19 protein-coding genes are annotated in these 16997 nt (G+C 56.6%); 15 read left to right on the top strand and 4 right to left on the bottom strand.

Going from position 1 to position 16997, the window contains the following annotated elements; translation table 11 throughout:
- The first annotated feature begins 220 nt into the window (after positions 1 to 220).
- Positions 221 to 814 carry a DUF2269 family protein gene (locus P0119_08890; protein ID MDF0666177.1) on the top strand — a complete coding sequence of 198 codons (594 nt, stop codon included), beginning with the start codon at positions 221 to 223 and terminating at the stop codon, positions 812 to 814.
- Between the two features lie 109 nt (positions 815 to 923).
- Here P0119_08890 and P0119_08885 read toward each other — a convergent pair whose 3' ends face one another.
- The gene (locus tag P0119_08885; protein ID MDF0666176.1) at positions 924 to 1106 is read right to left on the bottom strand and encodes a type II toxin-antitoxin system RelE/ParE family toxin; all 183 of its coding nucleotides are present in this window, start codon (positions 1104 to 1106) and stop codon (positions 924 to 926) included.
- Positions 1107 to 1190: 84 nt separating this feature from the next.
- On the bottom strand, positions 1191 to 1445 hold the full coding sequence (locus tag P0119_08880; GenBank protein MDF0666175.1) for a type II toxin-antitoxin system Phd/YefM family antitoxin: 255 nt from the start codon (positions 1443 to 1445) through the stop codon (positions 1191 to 1193).
- A gap of 406 nt (positions 1446 to 1851) precedes the next feature.
- On the opposite strand from P0119_08880, the gene P0119_08875 reads away from it, so the two are divergent.
- The gene (locus P0119_08875) at positions 1852 to 2358 is read left to right on the top strand and encodes a toll/interleukin-1 receptor domain-containing protein (GenBank protein MDF0666174.1); all 507 of its coding nucleotides are present in this window, start codon (positions 1852 to 1854) and stop codon (positions 2356 to 2358) included.
- Positions 2359 to 2364: 6 nt separating this feature from the next.
- Entirely contained in the window at positions 2365 to 2979 is a 615-nt protein-coding gene (locus P0119_08870; protein ID MDF0666173.1) for a hypothetical protein, read from the top strand.
- Positions 2980 to 3379: 400 nt separating this feature from the next.
- Here the strand turns inward: P0119_08870 and P0119_08865 are convergent, their stop codons facing one another.
- The gene (locus tag P0119_08865; GenBank protein ID MDF0666172.1) at positions 3380 to 3649 is read right to left on the bottom strand and encodes a hypothetical protein; all 270 of its coding nucleotides are present in this window, start codon (positions 3647 to 3649) and stop codon (positions 3380 to 3382) included.
- A gap of 56 nt (positions 3650 to 3705) precedes the next feature.
- On the bottom strand, positions 3706 to 5571 hold the full coding sequence (locus P0119_08860; protein MDF0666171.1) for a caspase family protein: 1866 nt from the start codon (positions 5569 to 5571) through the stop codon (positions 3706 to 3708).
- A 270-nt stretch (positions 5572 to 5841) separates the two neighbouring features.
- Here P0119_08860 and P0119_08855 point away from each other — a divergent pair, with 270 nt between their 5' ends.
- The 12 genes from P0119_08855 to P0119_08800 all read left to right on the top strand — a co-directional run bounded on the left by P0119_08855 (position 5842) and on the right by P0119_08800 (position 16992).
- On the top strand, positions 5842 to 7350 hold the full coding sequence (locus P0119_08855; GenBank protein ID MDF0666170.1) for a Do family serine endopeptidase: 1509 nt from the start codon (positions 5842 to 5844) through the stop codon (positions 7348 to 7350).
- Between the two features lie 74 nt (positions 7351 to 7424).
- Complete coding sequence (tatC, locus tag P0119_08850) at positions 7425 to 8366, top strand: twin-arginine translocase subunit TatC (GenBank protein MDF0666169.1); 942 nt, start codon at positions 7425 to 7427, stop codon at positions 8364 to 8366.
- 43 nt (positions 8367 to 8409) lie between these two features.
- Positions 8410 to 9378, top strand: a complete 969-nt coding sequence (locus P0119_08845; GenBank protein ID MDF0666168.1) for an Mrp/NBP35 family ATP-binding protein — start codon at positions 8410 to 8412, stop codon at positions 9376 to 9378.
- The gene (locus P0119_08840; GenBank protein MDF0666167.1) at positions 9375 to 10673 is read left to right on the top strand and encodes a molybdopterin molybdotransferase MoeA; all 1299 of its coding nucleotides are present in this window, start codon (positions 9375 to 9377) and stop codon (positions 10671 to 10673) included. The genes P0119_08845 and P0119_08840 overlap by 4 nt, the downstream gene beginning before the upstream one ends.
- Before the next feature lie 152 nt (positions 10674 to 10825).
- On the top strand, positions 10826 to 11344 hold the full coding sequence (mobB, locus tag P0119_08835; GenBank protein ID MDF0666166.1) for a molybdopterin-guanine dinucleotide biosynthesis protein B: 519 nt from the start codon (positions 10826 to 10828) through the stop codon (positions 11342 to 11344).
- Positions 11328 to 12038, top strand: a complete 711-nt coding sequence (locus P0119_08830; protein ID MDF0666165.1) for a NapC/NirT family cytochrome c — start codon at positions 11328 to 11330, stop codon at positions 12036 to 12038. The genes mobB and P0119_08830 overlap by 17 nt, the downstream gene beginning before the upstream one ends.
- Positions 12039 to 12053: 15 nt before the next feature.
- Entirely contained in the window at positions 12054 to 12797 is a 744-nt protein-coding gene (locus P0119_08825; protein ID MDF0666164.1) for an ABC transporter ATP-binding protein, read from the top strand.
- Positions 12794 to 13201, top strand: a complete 408-nt coding sequence (locus tag P0119_08820) for a hypothetical protein (protein MDF0666163.1) — start codon at positions 12794 to 12796, stop codon at positions 13199 to 13201. Before P0119_08825 ends, P0119_08820 begins: the two co-directional genes overlap by 4 nt.
- A 190-nt stretch (positions 13202 to 13391) precedes the next feature.
- Entirely contained in the window at positions 13392 to 14183 is a 792-nt protein-coding gene (locus tag P0119_08815) for an ABC transporter permease (GenBank protein MDF0666162.1), read from the top strand.
- Positions 14184 to 14294: 111 nt separating this feature from the next.
- A complete protein-coding gene (locus P0119_08810) occupies positions 14295 to 15572 on the top strand; it encodes an ISNCY family transposase (protein ID MDF0666161.1) in 1278 nt (425 codons plus the stop codon).
- A 293-nt stretch (positions 15573 to 15865) separates the two neighbouring features.
- Complete coding sequence (locus P0119_08805) at positions 15866 to 16198, top strand: RNA-binding protein (GenBank protein ID MDF0666160.1); 333 nt, start codon at positions 15866 to 15868, stop codon at positions 16196 to 16198.
- Positions 16199 to 16329: 131 nt separating this feature from the next.
- Positions 16330 to 16992, top strand: a complete 663-nt coding sequence (locus tag P0119_08800; protein MDF0666159.1) for a 2OG-Fe(II) oxygenase family protein — start codon at positions 16330 to 16332, stop codon at positions 16990 to 16992.
- Positions 16993 to 16997: the final 5 nt, after the last annotated feature.

Genomic DNA, 16997 nt, shown 5'->3' with positions numbered 1-16997 from the left:
ACGGTGCTGGCTTCAACGGCTTCACAGCCGTTGTTTTCTGCGTAGGGGGAATGAGGAGCGGTCAAGACGCAGGCTGTGTGAGAACCGTCTAGCAAGAAAAGCCGGAAGGCGTGGCGGCTTTTGGATGGTGGAAAGCGAGCCCCTATACGACTCTTGGGGTGCCTTCTTTTCTTGGATAGACGAGTGCATATTCTTAGGCTTGGAGAGAAGGAAGGAGCCTGTGACTTATTCGATCCTCCGGTTTGCACATTTAGTCGGCCTGATGCTCATTGGAGCAGGCCTGATTGGAGTGTGGATTGCTGATCTGCGGTCGCGGCAAATTCGAGACCTCGCGCTCTTCGCCGAGGCCGTGCGCAACATTGCCGTGTTCTATGATGGAGTTGTGGTACCCGGCGCTATCATTCTCCTGGTCTCAGGTGCGTGGATGACGGCTCAGGTCTGGGGCGGGTGGGGATTCGTGCAGCAGCCGTGGCTGGCGGGGATGATCTTTCTATTTGCGTTTGAATTCATCGAAGGCAATACGGTCACTCGACTCTATTTCATGCGGCTCCGTCGCCTGACGAATGAGGCACTAGTCCAGGGACGCGCCACGCCAGAGCTTACCCGTGCTCGGCAAGAACAGGTGCCAACCTTCACGCACTTCTTGGACATTCCCATACTGCTGGTCATCGTATCGCTTGGTGCCATTCGGCCCAACACCTGGACTCAATTCACCATCGGGACGACCGCTTCGCTTATCATCGCAATCGTCCTAACCCTATGGATTCCCCGCCTATATCCCTGGGTTCCGCCCACCGCCAGCAAAACGCGCTAGTCGGTCTGCCGCCATTCCACGGGCTGATGACAAACTCACGAGGCGGAGAGGCTGGAGGGCGTAGCATCTATTGGCGGGCGGAGGAGAAGCCTGTCCCGCCGGGCTCTTGTCAGCGGTACACTTCTTTGCGGTCGCCGATCTTGACGGCGAGGACAATGAGCTCCATGTCTTTAATCGTGTAAATGATTCGGTAATCAGCTTCTCGGGTTCGATGGAGGTCCGCTTCACCGGCCAGTTTCTTCACGCCCTGGGGTCGCGGGTTCTCACGGAGTGACTTGAGCCGTTTGACGATGCGTTTCTAAACCGAATCGGTCAGAGACGTGAGTTGCCGTTCGGCAGATGGGGTGAGGAGGATGGAGTAGGCCATTGGGAAGGACTAAAGGCCGAGGTCTTTCAGAATGACATCGAGTGATCTTGCCATCCTTTTCTTCGTCTCAGCCAGAGCGGCTCGCGCGTCGGCAAGGTCGATCCGATCTTCCAATTCTTCGAGTAACCGCAAATCATCAATTGGTACCACCGCAGCGATGTCTTTTCCCCTTCGCCGCACCACGACACGCTCTTTTCCGTATGCTGCCCGGTTGATCGTATCCGCAAATCCCTGCCTCGCTTTACTGGCAGGCAGATGAGGCATGGTTCTCTCCGTTATCAAGGGGCTCAGAAAACTCTAACTGAACAAATTGTACAAATAAGTACAGCAAACATTTTATGAGGTCAAGAGTGGGGAGGCAGGTTCCAGCTGCAGAAGAATAAGAAAGTGACCTGTCGATCGGTCAGCGGAGGACAAAGGGGAGCTGCGTCCGGAGGGACGTTGCCCTTTGCAGCTAACGCTGGATGACAAAATGGAATCGGTATTCCTGCGCCATGCACGATTCAAGATCTGACCCAAAAATGTGAATCACCGATCGATGTATTCACGTGGCCGGGTTACTCGAAGGCTCTGGGCTCACTGCGGCGCTTATTGACATCACGCACCTGGCGGCGCAGAATTTGTGCATGGGCAGTTTGAGCGCCACAAGAGTAATGTCTGAGGTTCAGTGATGAGACAAGCCAAAAAACTTTTTGTCTCCTACGCCGGGCGCGATGAGGCGGCGGCGCGGAGTTTAATTGATGCGTTGCGCCAGAATAACTTTTCAGTAGTGGGCGAATCGAAAGAATTAAAGACCGAACCGAACTGGCAAGAGGTGACAGAAGAGGCGATCCAGTCTGCAGACGCCGTGATCGTCCTGGTTGCTAGCGATGAAGCGCCAACGAAATATCAGGACCATGAGTGGAGCTACACGTTGGAGGCGTATTGGGCGGATCAAACGAAGTTGTTGATACCGGTTGTGATTGGCGACGCCGCGCTCCCGAGTTTCTTGGCTCGTTTTCACGCGCTGCGCTTGCCTGATGCGGCGAGGGGTTGGAGCGCCGTAATCCAGGCGCTTCAAAGTCAAGTCGTGACGCCTGAGACTGTAATGGCGAAGGATACGGCGAAACTGCGAGAGCGCTTGAAAACCGTCGAGGACCTCGCCCAGCGCATCAAAAAACGTGAGGCTGCCTGGTAACCTCACGTGGCGCATGCTAGTTCCCCAATCGATCCCAAGCTGTCGGTTTTCATAAACTGTCCCTACGATGCTGAATTCGCCCCTCTATTCGACGCCATCGTGTTCGCCACCGTGTGCTGCGGCTTCGTGCCGCGCAGCGCGCTTGAGTCTGGCAGTGTTGCCGAGCCGCGCATGGAAAGAATCACCAGAGCGATTTGTGCTTCCAAGTATTCCATCCATGATCTGTCGCGCTGCAAAGGCGAGGGCACCGAGCAGTTGGCGCGATTCAACATGCCGCTTGAACTGGGGATTGCGATTGCCCGCCGTTATACAGCAATCGACGAGGCGCAAAAGCATGACTGGTTGTTGCTAGTTCCGCAGGGTCATCAATACGCCAAGTTTGTTTCCGATCTCGCCGGCTTTGATCCAAAGTTCCACAACGGCACCGTCGACATGATCGTTACGCGGGTCATGTCTTGGCTCAAGACACGGCCGGACGCCGTCGACACACCGGACCCACGGGAAGTCTTGGCAGCTCTGCCAAACTTCGCACAAAAAAAGGACGCACTGGCTAAAACGTGGATTGACGACATTCCGTGGGCGGACATCTTATTGGCGGCAAAAGAGTGTGTGCCGATTTAGATTCAATTGCTCGTTAACCGCCTCATGCATTTCGCGGAATTGTTCTCGACCGTGGAGGTCGGGGCCGGATTGAGCTGGCCCGGAGTTGACAGACGCCTTGGAATGGAGACAGGATCTCCCCGAGAGGTGTTCGATGGGTGCGCGCAGGCAGTTCTCACCAGAGTTCAAACGCGAAGCCGTACAGTTGCTCGAGAGTGGCAATCGCCCCGCCTCGGAGCTCGCCCGAGAGTTGTGTATCGCACGAGAACAAAACTTTTTGTCGGATCTTGTATCGTGCATTGCGAGCCGGTTCCCGCTACTACCGGTCTAAACACGACGTGCTAAGTGTTGCCGCTTTTGCAACAGAAAAACCGCATGAATACTGTGTTTTATAGCCTATAATGCGGCGTTATTTGTGTCGCTATGTATGAGAGGAAGCCCGCCTGTTGCAGATGAGTTGTCGGCGTGCCCGCTCGACAGTCTCGCTCGTGAGTTGCTCGATCGGATGATCCGGCATCGCAATAAGAAACTGACCACGTTGCTTCAACTTGACGGGAAGCGATGCCGGTTCGATTTCAATCAGTCCTTGTCTCCAGCGGATCTCCAGCATCGCTGCCTGGATGCAGTCCTGCTTCCCGCACGACCGGCAGTATCGATGGTTGTTTTCATGGCATGAACGATACCATTGCATTTCCCGTCCTGCAAACATGACCTTGGCGGCCCGCGTATTGCCTTATTGGGAGAGGTTTAGGGCGATTCCGAAGAGGTGAGCGAAGGAAGTGCGGTCAGGACAAGCGATGCGGCAGTGTCGTCCGGTTTGAGCGGAGGAACCAACAAGGGCCGTTGTTCCTGGTTGAACTGAGACTTTGCCGCCCAGACGACTTTCTGGCGCACGTAGCCGGCGAGTTCTCCCAGCGTAACCGTTCCGCTCCGATTGGTATCGGCCTCTCCTCGGAGTCCCTTCAAGAGGTAGTAGGTGAAGAGGCCGTGGCGGTGCTGGTCGTCTTCCAGTCCCTTCATAAAGTCTTCGCCTCCGATCAGCCCGAGCGTATTTTCTCCCCCCAGGTCCCAGCGGGGTGAAGCGGTCTTGCTCTTGGCATTGTCCGGAAGTCTGGACACCAGGCCGTCAAACAAGAAGATGACATGTTTGGCCTTGAGCCTGGCGAAGGCCGACCGAAGGTCGTCGAGCGGATAAAGTCGCGCCGAGTCTGCAGCAGTGCCGTCATAGGAGGCCAGCAAGATGTCGCCGGTCGGCGTCACCATCGCCTGTCCAGAAAAATAGACGATCACGACGGCATCTATGGTCGCATGCGATGGGAGCCAGCCGAACAAGGCTTCGTTGATATCGCTATAGAGCGCCTTGTGGTTTTGTAACAGCCGCATGTTGGACGGGGGTATGCCGCCGAGCGACTGAAAATAGGCCGCGACCGTCTCTGCATCCGTCACGGCGTAGTGGCGGCGCGTGAGCTTGGAATCGCGATAGGCGCCGACCCCAATAGAGACGAGGAAGGTCTGAGGCTGGTGAAAGCCCAGCGTCGGCGCGGGAGTGGGGTTCACGTTGTCCGTACCGGTACGAGCCGGCTGAATGGTCAACGAGAGGGTTTGGGGTTGCGCTGCGGCTCCTCCAGCCTCGACCACGTTGACATGAATCTCGGCCTGTATTGCCTGGACGGTGACGGGCAACGTCGCCATGAATTCCAGAGATTTTGTTTGGCCGGGCGGCAGAGGCGGGATCTTCAAGCGGGCCGTGGGAAACCCTTCAATGACTGCGGGAGTTCCGGTGAGCGAGGCGGAAGCGTTCTCCACCAGCTGTCCTCCCGTATTGACGACATCCACACGCACCCGCACATGCTCGCCTGCTGCGAAAATCAGATCGCTGTTCTCGTCGAGGAGCGTTGCCTTGAATCGAAGGTTCGAAGCAGCTGAAGCAGGAGTAGGTGGGGTTGCTGAGGGTGCCGATTCCGAAGAGCCCACACCTACCAAGGGCAGGGGATTCGGTTCGACCGAAGATGAGGGAGACTGGCCGGCTACAACTTGCCTGGCATACAGAGAGACCTGTGTTGCAAAAACGATGGCGGCGTCGCGGATGAATGGTTCGATGATATAGTTGCAGTTCCTCGAGAGCTGTTCGAGTCGCAACCGTTCCTGACGGACAATCTTGATGTCTGTTTGACGGAGCAACGCTCTGGTCCGGTCGTGGATATGAGCGATTGCGTTGAGGTGTAGGACCGCAGGGGCTCGGTCATACAGTGCCTCCTTATTCAAGTCAAAGGACGAATCGACAAGGTCGACTTGAATGACATAATCGGGTGTGGCGGTGTCACCGGCTCCTTCGTCAAAGGTCGTCTTGAACGTTCGACGAATTCCTTCACGTAAAGCCTCCTCCAGGCGATCCCCCAGCGGAATTTCCTGGAGCTGCCCACAGGAATCGCTGTAGCGAATCGTCAGGGCTTTGATCGATGGGGGAATTTCCAGCTTGGCACTGGCGGGTAACGGCTCTCCCAGCGGGGGAAACGCAAGGTGTTTGACGCAAGCAGTCAGCAGGAGAAGCGCACATCCGATCCATGCCCCTGCCGCATGCCCACTGCGATTGATCGGGTTTCCTAGAAACAATGTCTTGCCCTGTGAAAAAGCTCCCTCGGACCGTCCGTCACCGTACTGGAAACATCAAGCGAAAGCAATCGGCCGGCAGAGGCAGAACAAGGACAAAATCGGCTGAGAGTTATTCATTGGTCTTCCTCATGGTGGAAGTCATGAGAGAGGAGGCCTTTTCCTCTTTGAAGCCTATTGAAAGAGTAGTGTAATATGGAGTGTTCGATCAGGTGAAGATGCTCGTTCCCAATAGCACTCTCGATGAGAGTCACATCCTGGAGGAATTCAGTTATGGCAAACTGGAGTCAGCAAGCGACGAAGATCCTTCTCGGCAGCGGACTAATTGTATGGGCTCTATCCGGCAGTGGATGCGTGTCATCGGCATCAGCTGCAGGGGTCCCTCCAGCATGGGCTCAAGGCTTTTCGGATATCGTGAAAAAGACCACGCCGGCCGTTGTGAATATCGCGGTGACGGGCGGAGGAGAAGGGAGCCGGAGGCGAGGAGGGGCTCCTCCCGGTCCATTCGGAGCCCCTCCCCCCGGGGATGAGCCTGGAGGAGGAGAATTGCCGACCCCTCCGCCGATTCCGCATGGTCCACCCACGCCGCACGGCCGCCCTGATCAGAGTGCGGGCTCGGGCGTTATCTTGGATTCCAACGGGTTCATCGTGACCAATAATCACGTCGTTGAGGGAGCCACTCAGATTACTGTGACCCTCAGCGATCGGCGCGAGTTTTCGGCGAAGGTGGTAGGCACAGATCCAAAGACGGATTTGGCGGTCGTCAAGATTGACGCCAAGGATCTGCCGTCGCTGCGGTGGGCTGAGTACGACAAATTACAGGTGGGGGATCTTGTGCTGGCGGTTGGAAGCCCGTTCGGCTTGAGTTCGACCGTCACGCTCGGCATCATCAGCGCCCTCGGGCGTGGGAATGTCGGAATCGCCGACTACGAAGATTTCATTCAGACCGACGCGGCGATCAATCCCGGAAATTCAGGCGGGGCTCTCGTCAACATGAATGGAGATCTCATCGGTATCAATACCGCGATCTTCTCGCGAACCGGGGGATCGGAAGGGATCGGGTTTGCGATTCCCAGCAGCATCGCGCTCGACATCGTGGAGAGTCTGCAGAAAACGGGCAAGGTCGTACGCGGATGGATGGGCGTCGCGATCCAGGAAATTACGCCGGCCTTAGCGAAATCGTTCAAGCTTCCAGAGCAGCGGAAAGGTGTGTTGATCAGTGATGTCAATGAAAACGGCCCGTCTCATGCCGCCGGCGTGAAGCGAGGCGATGTGGTCGTGGCATTTAACGGGAAGGACGTTCAAAGTGTCAGCCAGCTGCGCAACCTCGTCGCAAGAACGATGGTAGGAAAGGACGCCCAGATCAAAGTCTTGCGCGAAGGCAAGGAGCAGCTGCTCGTCGTGAAGGTGGCCGAACGCCCGTCGGATGAAATCCTGGCCAGGAAAGAACCGGCGCCGCCGAAGGAGTCGGGAGACACGATGAAGCTTCCGGACAATGTGCTCGCGTCATTGCGTGTCCAGACGCTGGACAACGCGTTGATGAGCCAGTTGAACATTTCCGCGAAGACGGCGGGAGTGGTCATCACGTCGGTCGAGTCTGGTGGACCGGCAGAGGCAGCCGGACTCCAGCGTGGTGACGTGATTCAAGAAGTCAATCACGAGTCGATCAAGACGCTCGGTGATTATCAAAAGGCCGCGGAAAAGATCAAGAAGGACGAAGTCGCCGTGCTGTTGGTCAATCGACAAGGAAACAGCCTGTTCGTGGCGATTAATCCGAGGTAGAAGGCGCAGGAGCATCTGTCGATCTGTTGATTGCCGGAAGGCCGATCGACGGATTCCGAAACGCACGAGGCTGTGTGCTGAATAAGCTGAACCGGTGGCTGCAAGATTCGGTCTTCAAGCCGCTGGAAGACAAGAAGATGCCGGTCATGGAGCACCTCGTGGAGTTCCAAGTCCGGCTCACACGTGCGGTGATCGCTCTGGCGGTCCTGTTCATGGGGACGTTTTTTTATGCCGATACATTGGTCAAGTGGTTGCGGGTTCCACTCCAGAGTATGTTCGTGCCGAGCAAATTAACCTGGGAACCGACCGATTTGCCGACGGTGCCGTTCGTGTTCCTCGCGCCGGCGGAGGCACTCTGGCAGAACGTCAAGGTAGCGGGCCTGTTCGCTATCGTGCTCGCCATGCCCTATCTTTTGTTTGAGATCTGGAGATTCGTCGTTCCGGGACTTCACGTGCAAGAGCGACGGTTTGTCGGGCCGTTCGTCTGTATAAGCGCGTTGGCGTTCTACGCGGGGGCCGGATTCTCATTTTTTTTCGTGCTTCCATTCGCGTTGAATTTTTTGATTTCGTACGGGGTGAACGCCGGATTCGTACCGCAAATCTCGATCGCCCAGTATGTCGGGTTTGCCCTGTGGTTTTTGATGGTCTTCGGGCTGATCTTTGAAGTACCGTTGGCCATCACGCTCATGGCAAAGTTGGGCTGGGTCGATGCTCCGTTTTTGATTCAGTATTGGAAGTGGGCGTTGTTGGGATCATTTGTCATTGCCGCGATCCTGACTCCGACACCGGACCCGTTCAATCAGACGCTTATGGCCGGCCCCATGTTTCTCCTGTACTGGGTCGGCATCTTCGGTGCAAAGTGCTTTGGCAAGAATACATCTGCTGAAAGTCATCAGGCCGGTATTCCGACGGTCGCCATGGCCGGCGCAGGGGTTGGAGGGACTGCTTCGGGCATGTCCACGCCGAAATCCTCCGGCGACGACTATGTCAGCGTACCCGGAGGACGACACGACTAACGACGAGAGCGATCGACGGCAATGGTCGCAGAAAAGAAACCTTATGGCACGTGAACTCAACGTTATCAATACTGGAAATGATGGAGATGCCTGCACCTATCTGTGGGCCTGCGCCATCTGCGACGAGAACGAACGGTGCCAAAAGGATAAAGAAGGCCATAGCAGATGGTTGGTCGCCAAACGGATGGAGCGCATCGAGCACAAAGTCCTCATCATGAGCAATAAAGGAGGTGTGGGGAAAACCACATGTACGACGAACATTGCGGTGAGCCTCGCCCTTAAGGGATGGCATGTCGGCATCTGCGATATGGATATTCACGGCCCCAACATTCCGAAAATGGTCGGCGCGGAAGGACAGAAGCTGAAGATCAGCACCTCCGGAGGGATTATTCCCTTTCAAGCGTACAATTTGAAGATTGCCTCGATGTCGTTTCTCCTGCAGAACTCAGACGATCCGATTATCTGGCGCGATGCCTATAAGTACGAGTTCATCAATCAGCTCCTCGGCGGTGTCGATTGGCAGGATTTGAATTTTCTCCTGATCGATCTCCCGCCGGGAACGGGGAACGAGTCGGTCACGACGATCGATCTGCTCGGCACGGTGAGCGGTGCCGTGATTATTACGACGCCACAAGAAGTGGCACTCCTTGATTCCAGAAAATCCGTCACGTTTTGCAAGGACAGCGAGGTACCGATCATCGGCATCGTGGAAAATATGAGCGGGCTCGAATGCCCGAACTGCCATACCCATATTGATGTCTTCCGGAAGGGCGGTGGTGAAGCGTCGGCGCTCGATATGGGAGTCCCGTTTTTGGGGCGGATTCCGCTCGATCCGGACGTGGTCACACAGTCGGACGCGGGTGAACCCTATGCGCTGTTCAACTCCGACCAGCCGACGGCCGAAGCCTATCATCGTATCGCCAATCAGGTTGAAGCCTTCTGTAAAAAAGGCGCATCGCTGGTGAAAATGGGGCGGACGGCCACAGGATTGCTGAAGGGGGGCAGCCAGTGAAAGCTGTGGATGCCATGACCGGATTGACCCAACTCCACGAGGCGCAACAAGTGGTGCTCGATGCTGCGCCGATGTTGGGTCTCGAAAAAATCTCGATTCTCGACGCCTTGGGCCGTGTCCTGGGTGAGGACATTGTCGCGGAGCGAGACAACCCGCCGTGGGATAACTCAGCGATGGATGGGTTTGCCGTCAGATGGGAGGATATCAAGCAGGAGCAAGCCATTCAGAAACCAGTCAGTCTCTCGGTCATTGAAGATGTCCCAGCAGGGATGATGCCGTCAAAAGCAGTTGGTTCTGGTCAGGCCATCCGGATCATGACGGGGGCCCCGATCCCCCAAGGGGCTGATACAGTCCTGAAGGTCGAAGACACGGAGCATGCAGCTGATTCGGTCCGCGTATTTAAGGTGGAACCAAAAGGAGCCAACATTAGACCGCAGGGGGAGGACGTCAAAAAAGGGGACCGCATTATCGCGAAAGGGAGCAGAATCCGTCCCAGCGAGGCAGGGATGTTGGCGATTCTTGCGAAGTCGTTCCTGTTCGCCTACCAGCGGCCGCGAGTAGCGATCCTTTCGACTGGTGACGAATTGGCTGACTTGGATGAACGGTTCAGCGAGGAGAAGATCATCAATTCCAACAGTTACGGAATGGCCGCGGCGGTGCAGGAAGCGGGGGGCATTCCGTTATTGCTCGGCATTGCGCGGGATACGCCGATGGCCCTTAAAGAAAAGATCTCACATGGGTTGAATGCCGACATGTTGGTGTTGTCCGGTGGAGTGTCGATGGGTGATTATGATTTCACCAAAGCGGTGTTCCGTGAACTCGGCGCCGAGATGAATTTTTGGAAACTCGCCATCCGACCCGGCCAGCCGTTGGCGTTCGGCAAGATTCAGGGAAAGCTTGCCTTCGGCCTTCCAGGGAATCCGGTCTCGTCGATGGTGACGTTTGAGCAATTGGTTCGGCCCGCATTACTAAAAATGAGTGGGTGTCGGAGCTATGGACGTCCGGTGGTTCAGGCCATATTCCAGGAACGATTTTCCAAGCGGACCGATCGGAGGCATTTCCTGCGAGGCATTCTCACGCAGGAAGAAGGTGTGTTCAAGGTTCGAACGACCGGAGACCAAGGATCTGGTATTCTCACATCTATGGTGAAAGCGAATTGTCTTATCGATGTGCCGGTGGCAGTTGAGCGTCTGAATCCCGGCGACGAGGTGGTCGTTCAATTATTGAGCGGTGAGGCATGGCCCGTTCATACCGAGCATGGCCATTCCGGAGGTAATCGGCTCTCCTGCTGCTAGCGTTGCGTCCCAGAAGTTCTTGTGAGGGTTCGTTCGCCCTGAGCTTGTCGAAGGGTGTGTGATATCAGGCAGTTCCGTTCATGGTTCGACAAGCTCACCACGAACGTGTTTCTGGTATGCTACACTAGGTTAAATCACGTAACGGTCACGATATGTCCATTCCAATTGTTTCCTTTATCGGCCGGTCGAACAGCGGTAAAACAACCTTGATCGAACGCCTCATCCCCGAGTTGGTCAAGGCCGGATACCGTGTGGCGACGGTGAAACATGCCGGCCACGGGTTTGATCTTGATACGGAAGGGAAGGATAGTTGGCGCCATAAGCGTGCCGGTGCCGGTACTGTTGTGGTGGTAGCGAAGGGCAGTCTCGCCTTGTTTGCCGATGTTTCCGAACAGCTGAAGGTGGAGGAAGTGCGCGATCGTTTCCTGGACGCCTCCTATGATCTCATTATCGCCGAAGGGTGGAAAAGCGAAGGGTATCCGAAGATCGTCATCGTTCGAGATCAGCCCGGTGAAATTGCGCACTCTTCCGACGGCCTTCTCGCGGTCGTCTCCGACAAGCCACTCGATCTACCAGTGCCCGTGCTGCATCTGGACGATGTGGCCGGGGTCGCCGACCTCTTGATCAAGCAGTTCCCTCGTAGACGCCGGGAGCATGAGCTGGAAGTCTAAGGCCACGCTCGTGGTGAGCCTTGGTGCCGGAGCCTTGGCTCTGGGTGGAATTGCGATTCCGCTCACGGATCAGCCGACATTCTGTGCCGGATGCCACACCATCGCCCCTGCCTATGAGAGCTGGACCAAGTCTTCCCATAAGGAAGTCACCTGTGTTGCCTGTCATGTAAGGCCTGGGATTCAAGGCTGGTTATCCGACAAGGTCTTGGCGGGAGCCAAAGATGCGACGATTTATGTACTTGGAACGCCGACCGATGCGCACAATCTCAAGGCAAGAGTGGATTCCGGAGTCTGTCTCGGTTGCCATCGTCACATCCTTCGTGTGTCTGAAACGGCGCCGCGCGATCTTCCGTCGCCGGTGAAAGAGGTGGGGTTGGTCATGAGCCATGGCCGGCATATGGAGGCTTTCGGAGCCCGTGGACAGGGTGAAGGGTGTACGACCTGTCATTCCGGTGTCGTGCATGATGAACCCATCAAGGGTTATCCCATCGTCATTCCACGCGGACATGTGTCGGCCGACAGCAAACCTTGGTATCCGCCTCATCCGGAAGGCTCTCACCTCCGCGCAAGGGCGCTCAACGACTGTTTTCGCTGCCATGATGGGAAGACACAGTATGGCGGGAAAACGTTGGACCGCAAATGCGAGACCTGCCATATTCCGGAGAAGATCAGCGGCGCTTTGCTCTTCAACTAATCGTTCGTCAACGTGATGGCTACTCCAGTATTGAAAGCGTCGGACCTGACCAAGCGGTTCGGCGATTTTACCGCGGTCGATAGAGTGTCCTTTGAGATCAGACCGGGAGAAATCCTGGGGCTGCTGGGGCCGAACGGAGCCGGGAAAACCACTACCATACAGATGTTGTTGGGACTCGTGACCCCTACGGCCGGCTCTATTCACATGTTCGATCTGGATCTCTCGACTCATCGTGAGGAGATCCTGCAGCAGGTCAACTTTTCGTCTACCTACATCTCCATGCCCCAGTCGCTTACGGTCGAAGAGAATTTATGGGTCGTGGCGCGGCTCTACGGGGTTTCGGATATCGCTCGGCGCGTCAACGACATCGTCAAGAAGCTGGAGATGGAGGAGTTCCGCGGCAAGATTACCCGCAAGTTGTCGTCTGGTCAGATGACGAGACTCACCTTGGCCAAAGCGTTTCTGACCGAACCGCGCATCCTCTTTCTTGATGAGCCGACGGCGAGTTTGGACCCCGATATCGCCGACAAGATCAGATCGTTGCTGAAAGAAGAGCGGCGATCATCCGGCTTGAGCATTCTCTACACGTCACATAACATGCGTGAAATGGAAGAAATGTCGGATCGCATCATCTTTCTTCAGCGGGGACGCATCGTGGCGGAGGGCACGGCGCAAGACATTGTCGACCGATTCGGGAAGGCGGACCTGGAAGAGGTATTCTTGAAGTTTGCACGGGAGCAAGGACAGGTCTCATCGTGACAGATGTCTTGATCGACGCGGTAGTCGGATTCCTTACGGGAGGGCTTGCACTCAGTGCAGCCTGGGGTCTCTTTTGGTCGGTGATCAGCCTGGTCGGTCTGAGCCGAGGAACTTGCGGCCGGCGTGTTCTCTTTATGAGTCTGGTGGGAGGATCTGTGCCGCTTGCCTTGGCAGTCGTTCTTGTGGCGTGGATGGGTCATCTTGAACGGATGAACGCAGTATTCGCAGTTGGACTGATGGGGATGCCGACTGTATTGGGGGTCCTTTGGTTACGCCGAATGCCCGACGGACAACGGGCAGGGACGCACCTGACTGCGGGGGTCCGGCACCTCATGGAGGACCTGCTTGGTGTCCATCGGGAATGCGGAGGCTGCCACGATGGACATGATCATATCCCGCATTAATCATGAACGCTTCTGCTGCAATCGCCGATCCGCTGTTCCGACGAGCCTGCGGCCGGCGGGCTCGCCCCTCGGACCCTCGACGTACTGCACGAGTACGCCTCAGGTCCTCCGAGCTCCGTGCGCCGGTCTCACGACGCGGCTTGGCGATTTCGCGACGAACTGTCATGAATAATGCGGGAAGGCCCTGCCGATGAAACTGCACCGCATCACGGCATTGATCGTCAGGCATTTGTACCTCTACCGACGCAGTTTGCCCCGCATCATGGAAATTTTTTACTGGCCTTTCCTGGATCTCGTGATCTGGGGGTTTATCACGCTCTATCTCGCTCGATACCAAAGCCAGGTCCCGGGATTCGTCACTTTTTTCTTGGGCGCGTTGATCCTATGGGACATGCTGTTTCGATCGCAACAGGGGATCACGATTTCCTTTCTCGAAGAGCTCTGGGCGCGTAACCTGATGAATCTGTTCGCCAGCCCGTTGAAACCGAGCGAGTTTTTGACAGCCACGATGGCGATGAGTGTGATGAAGGTGACGATCGTCTCGATTGTCATGGTGGGCTGTGCCCTCTTGTTTTATTCGTATAACATCCTGATCGTCGGGGTATGGCTAATGCCGTTCGTACTCAATTTGGTCATGACCGGCTGGATTATCGGCGTGTTTACGACTTCACTCATCATGAGGTTCGGACAAGAGGCTGAGGTGCTCGCCTGGAGCATGGTCTTTCTCTTCCAGCCGATCTCCTGTGTTTTCTATCCGATGGAAGTGTTGCCCACGTGGCTACAGATGATCGCCATGGTGAATCCAGCAGCACATGTCTTTGAGGGGATGCGGACTGTCTTAGGTGCAGGCGCACCACCAGTTGGGGACCTTGCCTGGGCGGTTTGCCTGAACGCGGCGTTGCTCGTCGGCGTCGTCGCATGGTTCTATCGGACGGTAGCCTATTGTAAGGACCAAGGGCTTCTGGTTCGAGTCGGGGAGTAACATCGGGGAGTCGGGGAGTATGGTGTAATCCCAACATGATAATGTCCGGTTTCACCACAGTAGAAATGTCCTCTTCATTGATAGACTGCCCGTTCTCACAAGGAGGACGGGATGGTCGGAGAGGACAGAGTACTTATGAGTGGGAAGGAACTGCGGCGGGTCCATGTGATCCGCCAAGCGTTGGAGAAGCAGATCACCCAGGAGAAGGCGGGGGAGCTATTGGGGCTGACGGAGCGTCAGATCCGGCGCCTCCTGCGACGAGTGGAGCAGGAAGGCGACCAGGGGCTCGTCCATCGCGGACGCGGGCAGCCGTCGAACCGGCGGATTCCCGAGCAGAGGAAGGCGAAGATCTTGAAGCTGTACGAAGAGCGGTATGGGGATTTTGGGCCGACGTTGGCGACGGAGAAGCTAGCGGAACGGCACCGACTCGAGGTCAGCGCCGAGACGCTGCGGGGCTGGCTGATGGCGAAGGGGGTGACGCACTTTCGGCGGCGGAAGCGCCCGCATCGGGCCTGGCGGGCGCGGAAGGCGCATGTTGGGGAACTGGTGCAACTGGATGGCTCCCATCATGATTGGTTGGAGGGGCGCGGCCCGCAGTGTGTCCTGATGGCGTACATCGACGATGCGAGCAGTCGCGTGTTTGCCCGGTTCTATGAGTACGAGGGCACGATCCCGGCGATGGACAGTTTTCAGCGCTACGGGCGGCGCTATGGGTTGCCACTGGCGCTCTATGCGGACAAGCATACGACCTACCAGTCGCCGGCTGAGCCCACGGTGGCGGAGCAACTGGCCGGGGAGGAACCTCTGAGTCAGTTCGGACGGGCGCTGGACGAGCTGGGGGTTGAGCTGATCGCGGCGCACTCCCCCCAGGCCAAGGGGAGGGTGGAACGGCTCTTCAAAACCTTTCAAGATCGACTGGTTAAAGAGCTGCGCCTGGCCGGGATCGCGACCATTGAGGACGCCAATCGCTTCGTGGAGGGGTATCTGCCCATCTACAACCGGCGCTTTGCCGTGGCACCGGCGCAGTCCGCCGATCTGCATCGACCGACGCCACCGGCCCGAGAGCTGGACGGGAGCGTGTGTCTCAAGACCACTCGATGTGTGCGCAAGGACTTCACGATTGCGCATGAGAGGCAACTCTATCAAATTCACGGCACGATTCGGGCGCGGCACGTCCTGGTGGAACAATGGCTCGATGGGACGATGCGGCTCACGCACCAGGGGCGGGCGCTCGATTTTCATGCGATCGCGGTGCGGCCCTCGGCCCCCGGAGTGGACGTCAACGCGGTTCGGCGACCCCGGCGCCCGGTCGCGCCGAAGCTGGACCATCCGTGGAGGAAGCGGCTGTTGCCGAAACGAGGAGAACACGCGGCGGTGGTCGGAACATAAACCGGACATTTCTACTTTGGGAAGAAGAGGACATTTCTAAATTGGGTTGACAGAGTCGGGGAGTATGGTTGTAATTGTCGAATCCCTGTGCTAGTCTAGCTTCGGCTCGTGTCGCCCTGGGTCTCGGCGATGCTGAGTTTCTATTCAGAAGAGACCCACAATGCCGATGTTGCCTTGTCCGGGAATCTTGTCGGAAGTCAGACCTAAGTCGCTGCATCGATCGCGTCTTCGGCCCGCTCCTTCCCCGTTCCTCGTGTTCAAGACAATGTCATTATCTTAAAGGAGGAACCCCGATGGGTTCGAAGATCTATGTCGGTGGGTTGCCCTATTCGGCGACCGAGCAGCAATTGAGTGACTTATTCGGAGCCCATGGCGCAGTGGCCTCGGCGCGAATCATCACGGACAAATTCACCGGCCAATCTCGTGGATTCGGCTTTGTGGAAATGTCGTCGGATTCCGAGGCGCAAGCAGCCATCACCGCCCTCAATGGGTCGGACATGGGTGGCCGGACTTTGACAGTCAATGAAGCACGTCCTCAAGAACCGCGCACAGGCGGCGGGGGGCGTGGTGGATTCGGTGGTGGTGGTGGTCGGAGCGGAGGTGGCGGGAAGCGCGATCGCTGGTAATTCTATCGACAGATGAGAAAGGGGCTGCCATTGTCATGATGGCAGCCCCTTCTTTTTTGCTCGATAGAACTGGAGGATAATAGACCGAGGCTGATAGCCGGCATGATTCATCCTAAAGATTGTGAAGAAGCATGAATGTTGCGCAAGCGGCAAGAGGACTGGCTGAATTATCCTCCTTCTCATTTCAGAGCAGCCCTGTGCTGGTCGTGGAGAACTTTTGGTCGTCAGAAGAGCGGCAATGTTTTCGATCAGCAATGAATCAGGCTGTCTGGAAAAGTCTTTCGGATCTCCCGAACGCTCGAGAAGACTTTCCGAATTCCGGGAACTGGGCAAAAGCTGAAATTAGCTCAGGTGAGGCTCAGCGATTTCTGTCGCGGCTACAGCTCTCCTGCATTCGAGACCATATCGAATCTTTTCCGGATATCATCGGGCGCCATGCGGGATTCAACTACTACTCGTATTCAGCCGGGGACTGCCTCTTGACCCATGACGACACGGACCAGGGTCGTTTCGTAAAGGGCCGTCGAGCCTTGCAGCGCCGGATTGCCGTCGTCACCTACTTTCATGAGGAATGGCAGCCCGATTGGGGTGGGGAATTGATCATCTATGAGCGGCGAGCAGATCAGGATGGAGGGCCTATTAGTCTGGCGCCGACCCACTGTATCGAACCTCGCCCTGGATCGCTGGTCATGTTTACCGTCCCTCGATACCATCGAGTCTGTCGCGTGGATCCCACGGCCGGTCAACATCGGCGGTTATCGATCGCCGGATGGTTCATGACGGAGCATGCGTAGCCTGT

Origin of the sequence: Nitrospira sp. (genome assembly GCA_029194665.1) — a bacterium.
Lineage (GTDB): Bacteria > Nitrospirota > Nitrospiria > Nitrospirales > Nitrospiraceae > Nitrospira_D.
This window is presented reverse-complemented; position numbering and strand designations above follow the sequence as displayed.

Excerpts from the sequence above, each read along its gene's own strand:
- P0119_08880 (MDF0666175.1), bottom strand. The coding sequence starts at position 1,445 with ATGCCTCATCTGCCTGCCAGTAAAGCGAGGCAGGGATTTGCGGATACG.
- P0119_08875 (MDF0666174.1), top strand. The coding sequence starts at position 1,852 with ATGAGACAAGCCAAAAAACTTTTTGTCTCCTACGCCGGGCGCGATGAG.
- P0119_08865 (MDF0666172.1), bottom strand. The coding sequence starts at position 3,649 with ATGCAATGGTATCGTTCATGCCATGAAAACAACCATCGATACTGCCGG.
- P0119_08855 (MDF0666170.1), top strand. The coding sequence starts at position 5,842 with ATGGCAAACTGGAGTCAGCAAGCGACGAAGATCCTTCTCGGCAGCGGA.
- P0119_08845 (MDF0666168.1), top strand. The coding sequence starts at position 8,410 with ATGGCACGTGAACTCAACGTTATCAATACTGGAAATGATGGAGATGCC.
- mobB (MDF0666166.1), top strand. The coding sequence starts at position 10,826 with ATGTCCATTCCAATTGTTTCCTTTATCGGCCGGTCGAACAGCGGTAAA.
- P0119_08830 (MDF0666165.1), top strand. The coding sequence starts at position 11,328 with ATGAGCTGGAAGTCTAAGGCCACGCTCGTGGTGAGCCTTGGTGCCGGA.
- P0119_08825 (MDF0666164.1), top strand. The coding sequence starts at position 12,054 with ATGGCTACTCCAGTATTGAAAGCGTCGGACCTGACCAAGCGGTTCGGC.
- P0119_08815 (MDF0666162.1), top strand. The coding sequence starts at position 13,392 with ATGAAACTGCACCGCATCACGGCATTGATCGTCAGGCATTTGTACCTC.
- P0119_08810 (MDF0666161.1), top strand. The coding sequence starts at position 14,295 with ATGGTCGGAGAGGACAGAGTACTTATGAGTGGGAAGGAACTGCGGCGG.
- P0119_08805 (MDF0666160.1), top strand. The coding sequence starts at position 15,866 with ATGGGTTCGAAGATCTATGTCGGTGGGTTGCCCTATTCGGCGACCGAG.
- P0119_08800 (MDF0666159.1), top strand. The coding sequence starts at position 16,330 with ATGAATGTTGCGCAAGCGGCAAGAGGACTGGCTGAATTATCCTCCTTC.